Genomic DNA, 14,859 nt, shown 5'->3' on the forward strand with positions numbered 1-14,859 from the left:
CCGGCAGCGATTGGTCGTTCGTGTTGCGTAAGAGGAGTTTTCGATGGTGCGTTTGCGATTTGCCCTGTTTGCCGTTTTCGGGACGATGCTCGCCGCATCCGCCGTAGCCGCGCAGCACGATGCGCCGGCAGGACGGGCAGGGACCAGCCTGCGCAACGCGCAGAATCAGATGGTGGGGACGGCCACGGCGGCCCGCCAGGACGGGATCGTGCGGGTGCGGATCGATGTGCGCGGTTTTGCGCCGGGCACCTATGGCGTGCACCTGCACCAGACCGGTCGCTGCGAGGCGCCGGATTTCGCCAGCGCCGGGCCGCACTGGAATCCCGCCGCCAGGCAGCATGGCCGGCACAATCCGCAAGGCCCGCATCTCGGCGACCTGCCCAATCTCGAGGTTCGCGCCAACGGCACCGGCCGGGTCGAATTCGACGTGGCCGTACCCGCCGGCACGGCCGCGGGCGCCAATCCCTTGCTCGACGTGGACGGCACGGCGGTGGTGGTCCATGCCGCCGCCGACGACGAGCGGACCGATCCCAGCGGCAATAGCGGCGCGCGGATCGCCTGCGGGGTGTTCGCGGCCCGCTAGGCGTGGGCGGTCAGACGGGTTCCCCCGCCGCGCGGGCTCGCTCGATCTTGGTCGCCTCCAGGTCCGCGATCTTGCGAGCGCCGAGCCAAAGCCCGGTCAGGGTCAGCACCGGCATGAAGTAGAGCGCGGCAATGCCGAGCGCGATATTGTGGTCGGTCAGCCCGATCACCTGGCCGGCGAAATACGGGCCGAGAGCGAGGCCCACCATCGTCGTGCCGAGCACATAAGTGGCGCCGGCGGTCGCGCGCATGCGCGGCAGGACGAGGTCCTGCAGCGTCGCCACGGCCGCGCCGACCCAGGCCGAGGCCAGCATGTGGGCAATCGGGTTCACCCAGTAAAAGGCGGCGAGATCGTTCGTGGTCAGCAGGAAGGCGACGATCGGGATGGGCAGCAGCACCGACAGCATGTTGATGAAGATGCGCCCCCGCGGATCGCGCTGCCGCCACAGGTCCGAGAGATAGCCACCGAGGATTACGCCGGCGGCGGCCGAGACGGCGGCCGTCGTGCCGATGATGAGGCCGACCTCGGCCTTGGCCGTAAGCCCGGCGAGGTAGCGCGCCGGCATGGCCGCGCCGCCGTAGAAATGCTCCTCGACATAATAAGGCAGCCAGAAGCTGGTCGCATAGGTGACGAAGGAGATGCTGCCGAAAGTGACGGCGAGCAGCATGAAGGTGCGCGAACCCCAGATCAGCGCAAAGGTCGGGGGGTCGCGCCGCTTCAGCGACTGCACCCAGGAGAAGATGGCGTAGACGCCAAGGCCGTAGGCTATCCACTGGGCCGGCGTGCGCGTGAGCCACGCCAGGAACCAGCCTACCGCCACGACCAAAGCCAGCATCCCGAGATTGGGCAGTAGCGCCCCCTTCATCCGCATCGCATTGAAGAGGGTGAAAGGCGGCAGGATCGCGAACAGCTCCCTCCCGAACTCGCGCCAGGCATTGGGCCGGACGACGGGCTGCGGCATGCCGTCCGAGGCGCCGCGCTGCGGTTCGCGCAGGGTGAGCACCCAGAGCGCCAGGAGGAGGCCGGGAATGCCCACGGCGAGGAAGGCGGCCTGCCAGCCGGCAAGACCCAAAGGCGCCTGGGCCGCCACCGGATAGGCGCGGTTCCAGCTCGCGACGACGAAGCCCCCGATCGGCAGGCTGAGGGCGCCGCCGATATAGAGACCGCTCGAATAGATGGAGAGGGCGGTGGCGCGCCGCTCCCTGGGAAAGCTGTCGGAGATCATCGAATAGGCCGCGGGCGAGGCGCTCGCCTCGCCGATCCCCACGCCGATCCGGGCCGCGGCGAGCATGGTGAAGCTGGTCGCGAAGCCGGACAATGCGGTCATCGACGACCAGAGCGCGAGGCCCATGGCCATCAGGCGGCCGCGGTACCAGCTGTCGGCGAGACGCCCGAGGGGGATGCCGAAGAGGGCGTAGAAGACGGCGAAGGCGGTCCCGTAGAGAAACCCGACCTGGGCCGGAGACACTTTCAGGTCGCGCTGGATGTCCCCGACGAGGATCGAGATGATCTGCCGGTCCACGAAATTCACGATGTAGACGAGGACGAGGACGAACAAGGCGTACCAGGCATAGCCGCTGACACGCGCCCTGGCCGACGGCGAGGTCTCCTCGACCGCTTCAGACATCGGCTCCCCTCCGATTGTGCTTCTGTTTGCTCTTGGCTAGCAGAGCGGGGCGCTTTGGCAACAAGGCTGAGCCAAATGACGGTGAAGGTCCTCTTCGTCTGCCTCGGCAATATCTGCCGCTCCCCGCTCGCCGAGGCGGCGTTCCGCGCGGAGGCGGCGCGGCTCGGGCTGGACGCGGACGCCGACAGCGCGGGGACCGGCGACTGGCACCGGGGCGAGGCGCCCGACCCGCGTGCGATCGCGGCAGCGCGGCGCAATGGCACCGATATCTCCCATTTGCGGGCCCGCCAGGTCAGCGCCGCGGACTTCGAGACCTTCGACCATATCCTGGCGCTGGACGCGGACAATCTCGCCGACCTCCGCGCGATCCAGCCGGCCGGAAGCCGCGCCCGCCTTTCCCTCCTCCTCGATCATGTGCCCGGACGGGAGGGGGAGGCGGTCGCCGATCCCTATTATGGCGACGACAGCCATTTCGACGTCACCTGGCGTGACGTGACCCAGGCGGCACGGGCGCTCGCCGACAAATTGGCAAGACAGGAGGCGGCATGAGCCTGACGCTTCACTATCACCCGCTCTCCTCCTTCTGCTGGAAGGTGCTGATCCCGCTCTATGAGAACGGGACCGCGTTCGAGCCGAAGCAGCTGAACCTGCAGGACCCTCAGGAGGTCGCGGCGTTCCGCGCGCTCTGGCCGGTCGGGAAAATGCCGGTCCTCGTCGACGAGCATCACGACCGGGTGCTCGCGGAAACCACCATCATCATCGAGTGGCTGGATCACCACCATCGTGGGGAAACGCGCTTCGTGCCCGAGGACTGGGAGCAGGCCCATGAGGTGCGGCTCTGGGACCGGATCTACGACCTTTACGTCCAGCATCCCATGCAGCGGATCGTCTTCGACCGGATCCGGCCGCCGGAGCAAAGATTTGCGATCGGCGTGGCGGAGGAGCGCGAGCTGCTGAGGCGGACCATGGCCATGGTCGACGCCTATGTCGCCGACAAACACTGGGCGACGGGCGAGCAGTTCACACTCGCCGATTGCGCAGCGATGCCCGCGCTCTTCTACGCCGACAAGGTGGAGCCGTTCGAAGGGCGCTGGCCCCATGCGCTGGCCCTGCTCGAGCGGCTGAAGGCGCGGCCGAGCGTCGCCAGGGTGCTGCGCGAGGCCGAGCCCTGGTTCCGGTATTTCCCGAAGGAATGACCGTCTTCTCGCAGCGCGTGGCCGAACTGACCGGCCTGCCGGAAAGCCGGTTGGAGTCGCTTGTCGCCGAGAGCGTATCCGAGGTGCTGCTGGTCCGGCGCGCGGACGAATCGCTCTCGGTGGCGAAAAGCGGCCCGGCGATCGGGGCCGAGGCAGCGATGCTGCGCACCATTCTCGCGGCGGGTCTGCCGGCGCCGGCGATTGAAGGCGAGCATGAGGGCATATTGCTGCTCCACCACATCGAGAATGATGGCGTGTTCAGCGCTCGCGCATGGGCCGATGTGGGAAGGCAGATCTCCCGGCTGCACGCGCACATCGGGGAGAGCTTCGGCTGGCCGGTCGATTATGCAATCGGCACGGTTACGCTCGACAATCGCGAGGGGAGGGACTGGCCGCGTTTCTGGGGTGAGCAGCGACTCGTGGCGACGGCGCGCCTGCTCGACCGGCCCTGGCGAGAGCGGGTCGAGCGGCTGGCCCGGCGGCTTGGCGACCTGCTGCCGGCCCAGCCCCCGGCCGCCCTGCTGCACGGTGACCTGTGGACCGGCAATATGCTGGTTCGCGACGGCCATTTGGTCGGGCTGATCGATCCCGCCTGCTATTACGGCGATGCCGAGGTCGACCTGGCAATGCTGGACCTGTTCTGCAACCCTCCCGACACGTTCCGCGAAGCCTACGGCTCGCTCGAGCCGGGCTGGGAAGAGCGCCAGCCCCTCTATCAGCTCTTTCCGGCGCTTGCTCATGTTCGCCTCTGGGGCCCGAGCTACTACCAGATGGTCGATCGGCTGCTGAGCGCTGCCGGCGTCTGAAGCGCTTCCGACGAACCCCCGACCGCCCATTCCCCAACGCGGGGCCTGCCGGCTCGCGGCAGTCCAAACGATAGCGCGCTTGACTCCGGAGCAGTATTTTGGTATTTGCCTAAATACCGAAACAACCAGATCGGAAAGGCGAGGGTGATGGGTCCTTTGAGCGCAATGCTGGCCGCAGCAAGCCTGACCGCAGCGCCGGTTTCCGCCGAAATCGATGCGCCCGGTCCATCCGGGCCGCTGCGCGGAACCCTGCTGACTCCTGCCGGGGCGCAGGGCGCGCCCGTCGTCCTCATCATCCCAGGCTCGGGAGCGATCGACCGCAACGGCAACAATTCGATGGCAGGGATCAGGGCCGCCCCTTACCGGCTGCTCGCCGAGAGCCTGGCGGCGCGCGGCATCGCCACTATCCGGATCGACAAGCGCGGCATCCTCGGCAGCGCCGGCGCGGGCCCGGCCAATGCCGCAACGATCGCCGACTATGCCGCCGACATACGCCAGTGGGCGCGCGCCGCGCGGGCACGGACCGGTGCCCGCTGCGTCTGGCTGCTCGGCCATAGCGAGGGCGGTCTGGTCGCGCTGGTGGCAGGCCAGAATCCGCAGGATCTGTGCGGACTGATCCTGGTCAGCGCCGGCGGGCGGCCGATGGGAGAGGTGATCCGCGAGCAGATTCGAGCCAGCCCGCAGCTGTCGCCCGTGCTCGACCAGGCGCTGCCGGCGATCGCCGCGCTGGAGGCGGGCCGGCGCGTCGATGTGACCGGCATGGACGCTCGCCTGCTCCCGCTGTTCGCGCCGCCCATCCAGGACATCATGATCAGCCTTCTCTCCTACGATCCAGCGCGGTTGATCGCGACGGCGCGAGAGCCGGTGTTGATCGTGCAGGGGCAGCGGGACCTGCATGTGGGCGAGGCCGATGCGCGCCGCCTGGCCGCGGCCAACCCCGCCGCCCGGCTGGTCCTGCTTCCCGAGGTCAACCATGTGCTGAAAACGGTCGCCACGGCTGACCGGGCAGCCAATGTCGCGACCTATGCCGATCCAGGCCTGCCGCTTGCCCCGGGCGTGACCGAGGCGATTGCGGACTTCGTGCGCGCGCGATGAACGCCGTATTCGAGGCACTGGCCCACCCGACGCGGCGCGCCATTCTGGAGATGCTGAAGAAGGGCTCGAAGAGCGCCGGCGAGATCGCCGACGCCTTCGAGGTCTCGAAGCCCACCATGTCGGGCCATTTCGCCAAGCTGAAGGAGGCCGGACTCATCCAGGCCGACCAGCAGGGCACGACGATCATCTATTCGATCAACCTGTCTACGCTCGAGGAGGTGCTGCTCGGCTTCATGGGCCGGATCGGCGGGAGCGATGAGAAAGGAGACACGAAATGACACGCAAGGGGCTCACCATCGCCTCGATCCTGTCAGGAGGGGCATTGGTCGCGGTGGCCGTCGCGCTCGGCGCCACGCTGGCGGCCGATGTCCGGCTGCCGATCCACTGGAACCTGCAGGGCGAGCCCGATGCCTTCGCCGGCAAGTGGGTCGCGTTGCTGATGCCGGCGGGAATGACCGCCATCCTCTCGCTCCTCTTTCACTTTCTGCCGGCGATCGAACCCCGGCGGAAGAATCTGGCGCGCAGTCAGGGCCCCTATTTGTGGGCCTGGGCGGTCCTGCTGGTGATCGCCTGGGTGATCATGTTCGTGCTCGCCGCGACGGCTTTGGGCTGGAACGTTCCGGTCAACAGGGTCATCGCCGGTGCCGTGGGGCTTGTGCTGGTGCTGATCGGCAACCAGCTCGGCAAGTCGCGCAGCATGTATCTGGTCGGGCTGCGGACGCCGTGGACGCTCGACGACGAGGAGGTCTGGATCAAGAGCAACCGGTTGGCCGGCAAGCTGATGGTGGCGGCCGGCCTGGCGATGGTCCTCGCGGCGCTGCTGCCGATCCCGCCGGTCGCCCTGGGCATCGTCGCCGGCGTCGGCATCGCGATCGGCGTGGTTGTGCCGGTCGTCCATTCCTTCATTCTCTGGCGCCGCGTGCGGCGCGATCAGCCAAGCGAGTAGCGCTCCACCACCGAATAGACCGCGGCCTCGTGGGTGAGGTCGCTTTCGAACAGGGCGAAGCTGTCGACCGTGAAAGGCGGGCTGGAGAGGCCGCCCGCTTCCTCGAGAAGATTGCCGATCGGGCCGGCATTGCGTTTGAGCCGGCCAATGGTGATGTGCGGCAGGAAGGCGCGCTCGTCGGGCGGCACGCCGACGCGCAGTAAAGCGGCGTCGACTTTGTTGTGAAGCGCCTTCACCTGCTCGTGCGGGGTGACGCCGGCCCAGACCGCATCGGGAAAGCCGCGCCGCTCGAAATGGCCGATGCCGTTGAGCGCGAGCGGGAAGGGTGCATGATACACGCCGCCGAGCGCCGCGTGGACGTCGCCGGCGCGATGCCGGTCCACCTCCCCGATGAAGCGCAAGGTAAGGTGCAGCTGCGCCTCCGACTGCCAGCGGGCGCCGCTGATTCCACCCATGGCGGCGAGGAGGAGCTGGCGAATGGGAGCGGGCGGTCTGATTGCCACGAACAGGCGGTGCATCGGCTCGGCCTAGCAGCGCCAGCCCCAAAAATCATCGTTAACCGGCGCCCTGGTCGCTCCTCCAGCGTCCGGTTTTCCTTGAAATGGACCCCGATTGGCCCGATATTCCGCTTCACACGGCATTTCGCCGGGGATGGGAGACGTTTGAGATGGCTAATTGGTCTGATCCGCAATTCGGCGCAGCGCCGAGTAGCTCCACGACCGCGACGGGCGTGGCGGTCGACGCAGGCCTTAGGGCCCATATGCTTCGGGTCTACAATTACATGACCTCGGCCATCCTGCTGACCGGCATCGTCGCGCTGCTGGTCGGCAATACCAGCGCGGTCTATTCGCTGGTTTCCTATAATGCGATAAGCAACACGATCAGCCCGAGCGGACTCGGCTGGATCGTGACCTTTGCACCGCTCGGCGTGGTGCTGTGGCTGATGTTCGGCATCAACCGTATCTCGGAGGGCCTCGCCCAATTCCTGTTCTGGACCTATGCGGTCCTGCTCGGCGCGTCGCTGTCGACGATCTTCCTGGTCTATACGAACGGGTCGATCGCGCTGACCTTCTTCGCGACGGCCGCGGCCTTCGCGAGCCTCAGTCTCTACGGCTATACGACGAAGCGCGACCTCTCGGGCATGGGCACCTTCCTGCTCATGGGCCTGGTCGGGCTGCTCGTCGCCTCGATCGTCAACATTTTCTTTATGAGCGAGACGTTCAGCCTGGTGATCGCGGCGATCGGCGTGCTGATCTTCGCTGGCCTCACCGCCTATGACACCCAGAAGATCAAGAGCATCTACTTCGAGCTGCAGGGCACCGAGTTCCTCGGCAAGGCCGCCATCATGGGCGCGCTGAACCTCTATCTCGACTTCATCAACATGTTCCTCTTCCTGCTGCGCTTCCTCGGCAGCCGCGAATAGGCCGAGATCGGCAGAGTCGAACAGGAGAGGCCCGGCGGAAACGCCGGGCCTTTTCTTTTCGCCTGTGCGCGAAGGGTTTTGCGCCTATCCTCGTTAGAGCCCTGCCGTCCGCGGAAGTGTGCATGTGTTGACGAGGAGCCTTGAGCGTGAGGAGGCGCCGCCGCCCGTGGCCGGCGAGGAGGACGAGCGCGCGCTGATGGCGCGCGTCGGCGCGGGCGACGCCATGGCCTTCGAGCGGCTGGTAGCAAGGCATATGCCGATGCTCCACGCGCTCGCCTGGCGGATGCTCGGCGATGCCGGCGAAGCGGAGGATGTGGTGCAGGAGAGCCTGGTCAAATTGTGGGTCAACGCCAGGGGCTGGCAGCCCTCGGGCGGCGGGCTCGGCGCCTGGCTCCGTCGGATCGCGACCAATGCCTGCCTGGACCGCCTGCGCCGGCCGCGGACGCTGAGCGACGAGGGTCTGCCCGAGCGCGCCGACGACGGCCCGCCGGCCGACGCGATGATCGACGCCGAGCGGCGCCGGGCGGCCGTGCACGAGGCGATCCTCGCTTTGCCGGACCGTCAGCGCGCGGCGATCATCCTCACCTATCATGAGGGCGTCTCCAATGCCGAGGCGGCCTCGATCCTCGGGATCGGCGTGAAGGCGCTGGAATCCCTGCTGGTGCGCGCCCGTCAGGGGCTCAGCCAGCGGCTCGCCCGACTGGGCCTGCTGGAAGGCGCCGGGGCATGAGCGGCCGCGCCCCCGATCCGCGGCTGGACGCGCTGCTGCGGGACCTGCCGCCGGCGCCGCCGGTTCCGGCCGGTCTCGCCGCGCGCGTGCTCGAGGCGGCCGCCGCGGCGCCGCAGGAGCCGCGCGTGGCGCATGCCCGCCGCGCCGCCGCCCGGCGGGACCGGCGCGGGCGCTGGCTGCGGCGGCCGTTGCTCGCCGGGACGGTCGGGCTGGGCCTGGTCTTCACCAGCGCCGTCGCTGCCACGCTCGCCGGCGTGCCCATCCCGCAGAAGATCGCCGCGGTCTTCTTCGCCGAGGAGAAGGCGCCTGAGCCGAAGCAGGCGGAGCCGCCGCGCCGCGCCGCCGGGCCTGCTGCCACGCCCGCTGCGCCGGTCCAGACCGCCGCGGCCGGGCCGAAGCCCGAGGACGCCCTGTACCGGCAGCCCGGGCCGTGGCGCCGGCTGTTCATCGCGCAGCGGATCATCGATGCGCGGCGGGCCATGGGCCTGCCTACGCCCGGCGCCGACCGGATCGAGCGTCGCCTGCGCCGCCGCGCCGAACGCTGGCAGGAAGCGACGCCCGAGCAGCGCGCCGAGTGGCTGCAGCGCCAGCATGCGCGCCGGGAGGCGCGGCGGGCGGCGCTCGCCACGCCGGAGGGACGGGAAGCCTTCGTCGCCCAGCAGGACCGGATGCGGCGCTGGCGCGCCCAGCAGCGCGCCGGCCTTCCGCTCACCCCCGGGCAGCGCGCCGCGATGCGCGAATGGCGGGAGCGGCGCATGGCCGGCATGCCGCCCACCCCCGAAGAGCGCGCCGCCCGGCGCGAACGAATGCGGGAATGGCGCGCGCAGCGTCAGGCCGGCATGTCGCCGCTCACGGAGGAGGAAAGGACGGTCCGGCAGGAGCGCTTCCGCCGCTGGCGGGAGGCCCGCCGCGAGCGCTGGCAGGCACGCCAGGAGCAGGTGGAGCGCGAGCCGGCAACCGGCCCCGAGGCGTCGGGCGGGCCGAGCCGCGAGGGCGAAACCTCGTTCTGATCAGCGCAGGTGCTGGCGGAAGAACGCCAGCGTCTGCTCCCAGGCCCGCGTCGCCGCCTCGCGATTGTAGCGCGCGGCCGAGGTGTCGTTGTTGAAGGCGTGATCGACGTTCGGATGCTCGACCAGAGTGACTTGGCGGCCCGCGGCCTGGAGCGCGGCGGCGAACGGCTTCGCCGTCCCATTCACCCGATTGTCCAGCCCGGCAAGGTGAATGAGCATCGGCGCCCGCACGCGCGCCGCCTCGACCGGAGCAGGGGCGGGGCCATAATAGGAAACTGCCGCCGAGAGCGTCTCGCCCGAGGCCACGGCAAGCCGGTCGACCAGCGCGCCGCCCCAGCAGAAGCCGACGATCCCGACCTTGCGCTCGGTGCCCCGTCCCGTGCCCAGCCAGCCGATCGTCGCGACGCCATCGGCCACCGTCTCCGCCATGTCGAGCTGGCCGATCATCGTCCGGGCCCGATCATCGTCGCCGGCGGGCGTGCCCCCGGCCGGGCTCAGCCAGTCCGGCGCCACGGCCTCGAAGCCGGCCAGGGCGAAGCGGCGGGCGACATCGCGGATATGGTCGTTGAGGCCGCGATTCTCGTGGATGACCATGACCACCGGCAGCAGCCCGCGCCGGTCCTGCATCGTGGGTATGACGCGATAGCCGCGATAATGGCGGCCGGGGCGCGGCTCCCAGGTCAGTTCCGTGCCATTCACGCGACTGTCGTCGACGGCGACCTGCGGCTGGCTCTCCGCCTTGCAGGCGACGTCGGCGAGCAGGGCGCTCGCGGCGGCGGCGCTGCCGGCGATGCGGGTCAGCTTCGCCATGAAGACGCGGCGGTCCATGCCCTCGTGGGTGAAGCGGTCGTAGAGATCGATCGCCTGGCGCTCGACATCCCGTTTCATGGCGTCCTCCCGTTCCCCGGCCGGATCAGGCGGCCGGCGCCATCAAAGCGTCGTCCAGCTCGCGCGCCCGGATCGCCGCCGGCCGGGCCTGGATGCGGGCGAAATAATCCTCGAACAGCGGGCGCTTCTCGATCGTCCCGAACAGCATGCCATAGCCGATCTGCGAGCCGAGATAGAGGTCGGCGGCGGTGAACTGGTCGCCGCAAATATAGGGGCCGGGGCGCAGCGCATGCTCGAGCGCGTCGATCGCGGCGTCGAAATTCCCATAACCGACGAAGCGGCTCTGCTCCTCATTGATCTCGATCTTGAGCGCCTTGTTGGTGACCGCGGCCTCGACCGGGCCGGCGGCGAAGAACAGCCAGCGATAATAAGCGGCGCGCTTCCGGTGGCCCGCGGGCGGGATCAGGCCGGCCTCGGGAAAGGCATCGGCGAGATAGGCGCAGATCGCCGGCGTCTCCGTCACCACCTCGCCGCCATGGGTGATGGCGGGGACCTTGCCCATCGGATTTATGGCGAGATAATCGGCCCCCTTCATCACCGCATAGTCGACAACCCTGGTCTCGTAGGGCGCCCCGACCTCCTCCAGCATCCAGCGGATCACGCGGCCGCGGGACTGGGGATTGGTGTAGAAGACGAGGTCGGTCATGGCGGCTGCTCCGGCGTTGGGGGTCGGCCGAGCCTAGACCCCTGCGCGGCAAAGCGGGAGTCCCGCCGGCCTTGCCGAAAGGGCGGACCGCCGATGCGAAAAGGCCCTCCGCGAGGGGAGGGCCTTTTGCCTAAGCCTGCTCTTCCGTCTGGTCCGCCGGCTTGGTCTTGCCGCCGGCCTTCTTCTTGCCCTTGGGCGGCTTGGGCGGCGCCGAGGCGATCTCGAAGCCCGGCGCATTGTCCTTGATACGGACCTTGACCTCGCCGCCATGGACGAGCTTGCCGAACAATAATTCCTCGGCGAGCGGTTGCTTGATCTTCTCCTGCACCAGGCGCCCCATCGGCCGCGCGCCGTAGAGCTTGTCATAGCCGCGCTGGGTCAGCCAGGCGCGGGCCTCGTCGTCCAGCTCGATATGGACGTTGCGATCCGCCAGCTGGAGTTCGAGCTGCAGGATGAACTTGTCGACGACGCGGGCGACGACCTCGGTCGGCAGATAGGCGAAGGGCACGATCGCATCGAGCCGGTTGCGGAATTCTGGCGTGAACATCCGCTTCACCGCCTCGTCCTGGGCATCCTCCTTGGTGAGGTTGCCGAAGCCGATCGCCTCGCTCGCCATGTCGGCGGCGCCGGCATTGGTGGTCATGATCAGGATCACGTTGCGGAAATCGACCGTCTTGCCGTGATGGTCGGTGAGCCGGCCATTGTCCATGATCTGGAGGAGGATGTTGAACAGGTCCGGATGCGCCTTCTCGATCTCATCAAGCAGGAGCACGCTGTGCGGATGCTGGTCGACCGCGTCGGTCAGCAGGCCGCCCTGGTCGTAGCCGACATAGCCCGGCGGGGCGCCGATCAGGCGGCTGACCGAGTGGCGCTCCATATATTCGGACATGTCAAAGCGCTGCAGCGGGATGCCCATGATCGAGGCGAGCTGGCGCGCCACCTCGGTCTTGCCGACGCCGGTCGGGCCGGAGAAGAGGTAGTTGCCGATCGGCTTGTCGGGATCGCGGAGGCCCGCGCGCGAAAGCTTGATCGCCGAGGAGAGGACCTCGATCGCCTTGTCCTGGCCGAAGACGACGCGCTTCAGATCCTTGTCGAGATGCTCCAGCGCCTTCTTGTCGTCGCTGGATACGCTCTTCGCGGGGATGCGCGCCATGGTCGAGATGACCGCCTCGATCTCCTTTACGGTGATCGTCTTCTTGCGCCGCGACGGGGGCACCAGCATCTGCATCGCGCCGACCTCGTCGATCACGTCGATCGCCTTGTCGGGCAGCTTGCGGTCGTTGATGTAACGGGCCGAGAGCTCCACCGCCGCCTTGATCGCGTCGGGCGTGTATTTGACGCTGTGATGCTCCTCGAAGGCCGAGCGCAGGCCGCCGAGGATCTTGATCGTGTCGTCGAGCGTCGGCTCGTTGACGTCGATCTTCTGGAAGCGCCGGAGCAGGGCCCGGTCCTTCTCGAAATGGTTGCGGAATTCCTTGTAGGTGGTCGAGCCGATGCAGCGAATCGCCCCGTTGGAGAGGGCCGGCTTGAGCAGGTTCGAGGCGTCCATCGCGCCGCCGGAGGTGGCGCCGGCGCCGATCACGGTGTGGATCTCGTCGATGAACAGGACGGCGTGGGGAAGCTTCTCCAGCTCGTTCACCACCGCCTTCAGCCGCTCCTCGAAATCGCCGCGATAGCGGGTGCCAGCCAGCAGCGCGCCCATGTCGAGCGAATAGATGATGGCGGGTTTCAGCACGTCGGGGACGTCGCCCTCGACGATCTTGCGGGCGAGGCCCTCGGCGATGGCGGTCTTGCCGACGCCGGGATCCCCCACATAGAGCGGGTTGTTCTTCGAGCGGCGGCAGAGGATCTGGACGGTCCGGTCGACCTCGGGCCCCCGGCCGATCAGCGGATCGACGCGGCCTTCCTCGGCCTTCTCGTTGAGGTTGACGGTGAACTGCTTGAGCGCCGATTCCGGCTTCTTCTTGCCTTCCTCGGTCTTGGGCTCGTCGGTGCTCTTCGTCTCGGAGGGCTGCGCCTGGCTGGGTTCGCCCTTGCCGACGCCGTGCGAGATATAGGTCACCGCGTCGAGCCGGCTCATGTCCTGCTGCTGCAGGAAATAGACCGCATAGCTCTCCCGCTCGGAGAAGAGCGCGACGAGCACGTTGGCGCCGGTCACTTCGTCGCGGCCCGAGGACTGGACGTGGAGGATGGCGCGCTGGACGACGCGCTGGAAGCCGCTGGTCGGGGAGGGGTCCGTCTCCTGGTCGACCTTCAGCGCCTCGAGCTCGTTGTCGAGATAATGCCGCACCGCATCGCGCAGTTCGCCCGTATTGACCCCGCAGGCCTCCATCACGCGACCGGCGTGAACATCCTCGATAAGGGCGAGCAGGAGATGCTCCAGCGTCGCATATTCATGGCGACGGCCGCTCGCCTCGGCGAGGGCGTTGTGGAGCGTCTGTTCGAGCTCGCGGGCGAATGAAGGCATTGATGTACTCCTCAGGACCCCCGACTACCGTGGGGCCACATGGTTAATTTCGGGTTTCGACCGGCCACGATCAAGACGTCCGACCGTCGGGGGCTGTTCCAGCCGCCGCGAGGACGTCGCAGGATCATCGCTTGAACAGCTCGTCGGCGCTCGCGCGGAAGCTGATCGAGGCGTCCAGCTTTGCCTTCACCCGCGCGATCTCGCCTTCCAGGATCTCGATCCGCGCGCTCAGCTCCTCGACCGACAGGGGATCGAGGTCCTGCTTCGTCAGCAGCGTCAGCGGATCGTCCGGCTTGTCCGGAAACAGGTCATCGAGATCCATGGCTGCAGCGTTGACCGACGGCACGCCCAAGTCAATAAACCCGCCGGGGCTTTGCGACGAAACGGACCGGGGGAATGACGGCGTTGCCGGAAGAAATGCCAGAGGAAATGAGCGCGATCGACCCGGCCGGACCGGGCGGACCGGAGGTGCTGATCCCGGTTCGCCGGCCGGTGCCGAAGCCGGAGACAGGCGAGGTGCTGGTCCGGGTCGCGGCGGCGGGCGTGAACCGCCCGGACGTGATCCAGCGGCGCGGCCTCTATCCGCCGCCGCCGGGCGCGCCCTCGATCCCGGGGCTGGAAGTGGCGGGCATCGTCGCCGCAGTCGGCGAGGAGGTGCCGAAGGCTTTGGTCGGCCAGCCGGTCTGCGCGCTCGTCGCAGGCGGCGGTTATGCCGAATATTGCACTGCGCCGGTCGGTCAGTGTCTGCCCGTGCCGGCCACGCTCAATATGGTCGAGGCGGCGGCCACGCCCGAGACCCTGTTCACCGTCTGGAGCAACCTGTTCGAGCGTGCCTATGCGATGGAGGGCGAGGCCGTGCTCGTCCATGGTGGCACCAGCGGCATCGGCACGATGGCGATCGCGCTGGGGCAATTGTTCGGCCTCAGGATCATCGTCACCTGCGGCAGCGACGGGAAATGCGCGCGGGCGCTGGAACTGGGGGCCGCCGAGGCGATCAACTACCGGACCCATGACTTCGTCGCCGAGGTGCAGCGGCTGACCGAGGGGAGGGGGGTCAATATCGTCCTCGACATGGTCGGCGGCGACTATCTGCCGCGCAATCTGGACTGCCTGGCCGAGGACGGCCGTCATGTCTCGATCGCGGTCCAGGGCGGGGCCAGCGCCGAGATCAACATCGCCAGCCTGATGATGCGCCGCCTGACCTTGACCGGCTCGACGCTGCGGCCCCGGCCGGTCGCCTTCAAGTCGCTGGTCGCCGATGAGATTGCGCGCAGCGTCTGGCCGTTCGTCGAGGAAGGACGGCTGAAGCCTGTCATTCACACGACCTTCCCGCTCGCCGAGGCGGCCGAGGCGCACCGGCTGATGGAGGCGGGCGAGCATGTCGGAAAGATCGTCCTGACCGTCTGAGCCGGGAGCGGCGATAAAGGCCGCTTATGCGCCGG

The 14,859-nt window shown here is 68.2% G+C and carries 17 protein-coding genes; 11 read left to right on the forward strand and 6 right to left on the reverse strand.

The window, feature by feature from the left end; translation table 11 throughout:
- The first annotated feature begins 43 nt into the window (after positions 1-43).
- The gene (locus VEC11_RS10250; protein WP_464130644.1) at positions 44-583 is read left to right on the forward strand and encodes a superoxide dismutase family protein; all 540 of its coding nucleotides are present in this window, start codon (positions 44-46) and stop codon (positions 581-583) included.
- A gap of 10 nt (positions 584-593) precedes the next feature.
- Here the strand turns inward: VEC11_RS10250 and VEC11_RS10255 are convergent, their stop codons facing one another.
- Entirely contained in the window at positions 594-2,210 is a 1,617-nt protein-coding gene (locus tag VEC11_RS10255; protein WP_464130645.1) for a spinster family MFS transporter, read from the reverse strand.
- A gap of 75 nt (positions 2,211-2,285) precedes the next feature.
- Between VEC11_RS10255 and VEC11_RS10260 the strand changes: the two genes are divergently transcribed.
- The 6 genes from VEC11_RS10260 to VEC11_RS10285 all read left to right on the forward strand — a co-directional run bounded on the left by VEC11_RS10260 (position 2,286) and on the right by VEC11_RS10285 (position 6,253).
- Positions 2,286-2,759, forward strand: coding sequence for a low molecular weight protein-tyrosine-phosphatase (locus VEC11_RS10260; RefSeq protein WP_464130646.1), 474 nt, complete (start codon positions 2,286-2,288; stop codon positions 2,757-2,759).
- Positions 2,756-3,406 carry a glutathione S-transferase family protein gene (locus VEC11_RS10265; protein ID WP_464130649.1) on the forward strand — a complete coding sequence of 217 codons (651 nt, stop codon included), beginning with the start codon at positions 2,756-2,758 and terminating at the stop codon, positions 3,404-3,406. Before VEC11_RS10260 ends, VEC11_RS10265 begins: the two co-directional genes overlap by 4 nt.
- Complete coding sequence (locus tag VEC11_RS10270; RefSeq protein ID WP_464130651.1) at positions 3,403-4,212, forward strand: fructosamine kinase family protein; 810 nt, start codon at positions 3,403-3,405, stop codon at positions 4,210-4,212. The genes VEC11_RS10265 and VEC11_RS10270 overlap by 4 nt, the downstream gene beginning before the upstream one ends.
- 147 nt (positions 4,213-4,359) lie before the next feature.
- Positions 4,360-5,307, forward strand: coding sequence for an alpha/beta hydrolase (locus VEC11_RS10275; protein WP_464130654.1), 948 nt, complete (start codon positions 4,360-4,362; stop codon positions 5,305-5,307).
- Positions 5,304-5,585, forward strand: coding sequence for an autorepressor SdpR family transcription factor (locus VEC11_RS10280; protein ID WP_464130658.1), 282 nt, complete (start codon positions 5,304-5,306; stop codon positions 5,583-5,585). Before VEC11_RS10275 ends, VEC11_RS10280 begins: the two co-directional genes overlap by 4 nt.
- Positions 5,582-6,253, forward strand: a complete 672-nt coding sequence (locus VEC11_RS10285; protein ID WP_464130661.1) for an SdpI family protein — start codon at positions 5,582-5,584, stop codon at positions 6,251-6,253. The genes VEC11_RS10280 and VEC11_RS10285 overlap by 4 nt, the downstream gene beginning before the upstream one ends.
- Here the strand turns inward: VEC11_RS10285 and thpR are convergent.
- Positions 6,238-6,771, reverse strand: a complete 534-nt coding sequence (gene thpR / locus VEC11_RS10290) for an RNA 2',3'-cyclic phosphodiesterase (protein WP_464130664.1) — start codon at positions 6,769-6,771, stop codon at positions 6,238-6,240. The two genes, VEC11_RS10285 and thpR, sit on opposite strands and share 16 nt — an antisense overlap.
- A 149-nt stretch (positions 6,772-6,920) precedes the next feature.
- On the opposite strand from thpR, the gene VEC11_RS10295 reads away from it, so the two are divergent.
- The 3 genes from VEC11_RS10295 (at position 6,921) to VEC11_RS10305 (ending at position 9,416) form a co-directional block, all read left to right on the forward strand.
- On the forward strand, positions 6,921-7,676 hold the full coding sequence (locus tag VEC11_RS10295; protein WP_464130667.1) for a Bax inhibitor-1/YccA family protein: 756 nt from the start codon (positions 6,921-6,923) through the stop codon (positions 7,674-7,676).
- A 127-nt stretch (positions 7,677-7,803) separates the two neighbouring features.
- The gene (locus VEC11_RS10300) at positions 7,804-8,406 is read left to right on the forward strand and encodes an RNA polymerase sigma factor (protein ID WP_464130671.1); all 603 of its coding nucleotides are present in this window, start codon (positions 7,804-7,806) and stop codon (positions 8,404-8,406) included.
- A complete protein-coding gene (locus VEC11_RS10305; protein WP_464130675.1) occupies positions 8,403-9,416 on the forward strand; it encodes a hypothetical protein in 1,014 nt (337 codons plus the stop codon). The genes VEC11_RS10300 and VEC11_RS10305 overlap by 4 nt, the downstream gene beginning before the upstream one ends.
- Here the strand turns inward: VEC11_RS10305 and VEC11_RS10310 are convergent, their stop codons facing one another.
- The 4 genes from VEC11_RS10310 to VEC11_RS10325 all read right to left on the reverse strand — a co-directional run bounded on the left by VEC11_RS10310 (position 9,417) and on the right by VEC11_RS10325 (position 13,739).
- Positions 9,417-10,304 (reverse strand): dienelactone hydrolase family protein, encoded by an 888-nt coding sequence (locus VEC11_RS10310; protein WP_464130678.1) that lies wholly within the window; start codon positions 10,302-10,304, stop codon positions 9,417-9,419.
- Between the two features lie 25 nt (positions 10,305-10,329).
- Complete coding sequence (locus VEC11_RS10315) at positions 10,330-10,950, reverse strand: glutathione S-transferase family protein (protein WP_464130682.1); 621 nt, start codon at positions 10,948-10,950, stop codon at positions 10,330-10,332.
- Positions 10,951-11,080: 130 nt separating this feature from the next.
- A complete protein-coding gene (gene clpA / locus VEC11_RS10320) occupies positions 11,081-13,417 on the reverse strand; it encodes an ATP-dependent Clp protease ATP-binding subunit ClpA (RefSeq protein WP_464130685.1) in 2,337 nt (778 codons plus the stop codon).
- Between the two features lie 124 nt (positions 13,418-13,541).
- Positions 13,542-13,739 (reverse strand): DUF1192 domain-containing protein, encoded by a 198-nt coding sequence (locus tag VEC11_RS10325; RefSeq protein ID WP_464130688.1) that lies wholly within the window; start codon positions 13,737-13,739, stop codon positions 13,542-13,544.
- A gap of 107 nt (positions 13,740-13,846) precedes the next feature.
- On the opposite strand from VEC11_RS10325, the gene VEC11_RS10330 reads away from it, so the two are divergent.
- Positions 13,847-14,824, forward strand: coding sequence for an NAD(P)H-quinone oxidoreductase (locus VEC11_RS10330; protein ID WP_464130690.1), 978 nt, complete (start codon positions 13,847-13,849; stop codon positions 14,822-14,824).
- Positions 14,825-14,859: the final 35 nt, after the last annotated feature.

It is taken from the genome of Allosphingosinicella sp. (assembly GCF_035626655.1).
Lineage (GTDB): Bacteria > Pseudomonadota > Alphaproteobacteria > Sphingomonadales > Sphingomonadaceae > Allosphingosinicella.

Coding starts and splice junctions, on each gene's coding strand:
- VEC11_RS10260 (WP_464130646.1), top strand. CDS start 2,286: ATGACGGTGAAGGTCCTCTTCGTCTGCCTCGGCAATATCTGCCGCTCC.
- VEC11_RS10270 (WP_464130651.1), top strand. CDS start 3,403: ATGACCGTCTTCTCGCAGCGCGTGGCCGAACTGACCGGCCTGCCGGAA.
- VEC11_RS10305 (WP_464130675.1), top strand. CDS start 8,403: ATGAGCGGCCGCGCCCCCGATCCGCGGCTGGACGCGCTGCTGCGGGAC.
- VEC11_RS10280 (WP_464130658.1), top strand. CDS start 5,304: ATGAACGCCGTATTCGAGGCACTGGCCCACCCGACGCGGCGCGCCATT.
- clpA (WP_464130685.1), bottom strand. CDS start 13,417: ATGCCTTCATTCGCCCGCGAGCTCGAACAGACGCTCCACAACGCCCTC.
- VEC11_RS10285 (WP_464130661.1), top strand. CDS start 5,582: ATGACACGCAAGGGGCTCACCATCGCCTCGATCCTGTCAGGAGGGGCA.
- thpR (WP_464130664.1), bottom strand. CDS start 6,771: ATGCACCGCCTGTTCGTGGCAATCAGACCGCCCGCTCCCATTCGCCAG.
- VEC11_RS10265 (WP_464130649.1), top strand. CDS start 2,756: ATGAGCCTGACGCTTCACTATCACCCGCTCTCCTCCTTCTGCTGGAAG.
- VEC11_RS10325 (WP_464130688.1), bottom strand. CDS start 13,739: ATGGATCTCGATGACCTGTTTCCGGACAAGCCGGACGATCCGCTGACG.
- VEC11_RS10315 (WP_464130682.1), bottom strand. CDS start 10,950: ATGACCGACCTCGTCTTCTACACCAATCCCCAGTCCCGCGGCCGCGTG.
- VEC11_RS10255 (WP_464130645.1), bottom strand. CDS start 2,210: ATGTCTGAAGCGGTCGAGGAGACCTCGCCGTCGGCCAGGGCGCGTGTC.
- VEC11_RS10250 (WP_464130644.1), top strand. CDS start 44: ATGGTGCGTTTGCGATTTGCCCTGTTTGCCGTTTTCGGGACGATGCTC.
- VEC11_RS10310 (WP_464130678.1), bottom strand. CDS start 10,304: ATGAAACGGGATGTCGAGCGCCAGGCGATCGATCTCTACGACCGCTTC.
- VEC11_RS10330 (WP_464130690.1), top strand. CDS start 13,847: ATGAGCGCGATCGACCCGGCCGGACCGGGCGGACCGGAGGTGCTGATC.
- VEC11_RS10275 (WP_464130654.1), top strand. CDS start 4,360: ATGGGTCCTTTGAGCGCAATGCTGGCCGCAGCAAGCCTGACCGCAGCG.
- VEC11_RS10295 (WP_464130667.1), top strand. CDS start 6,921: ATGGCTAATTGGTCTGATCCGCAATTCGGCGCAGCGCCGAGTAGCTCC.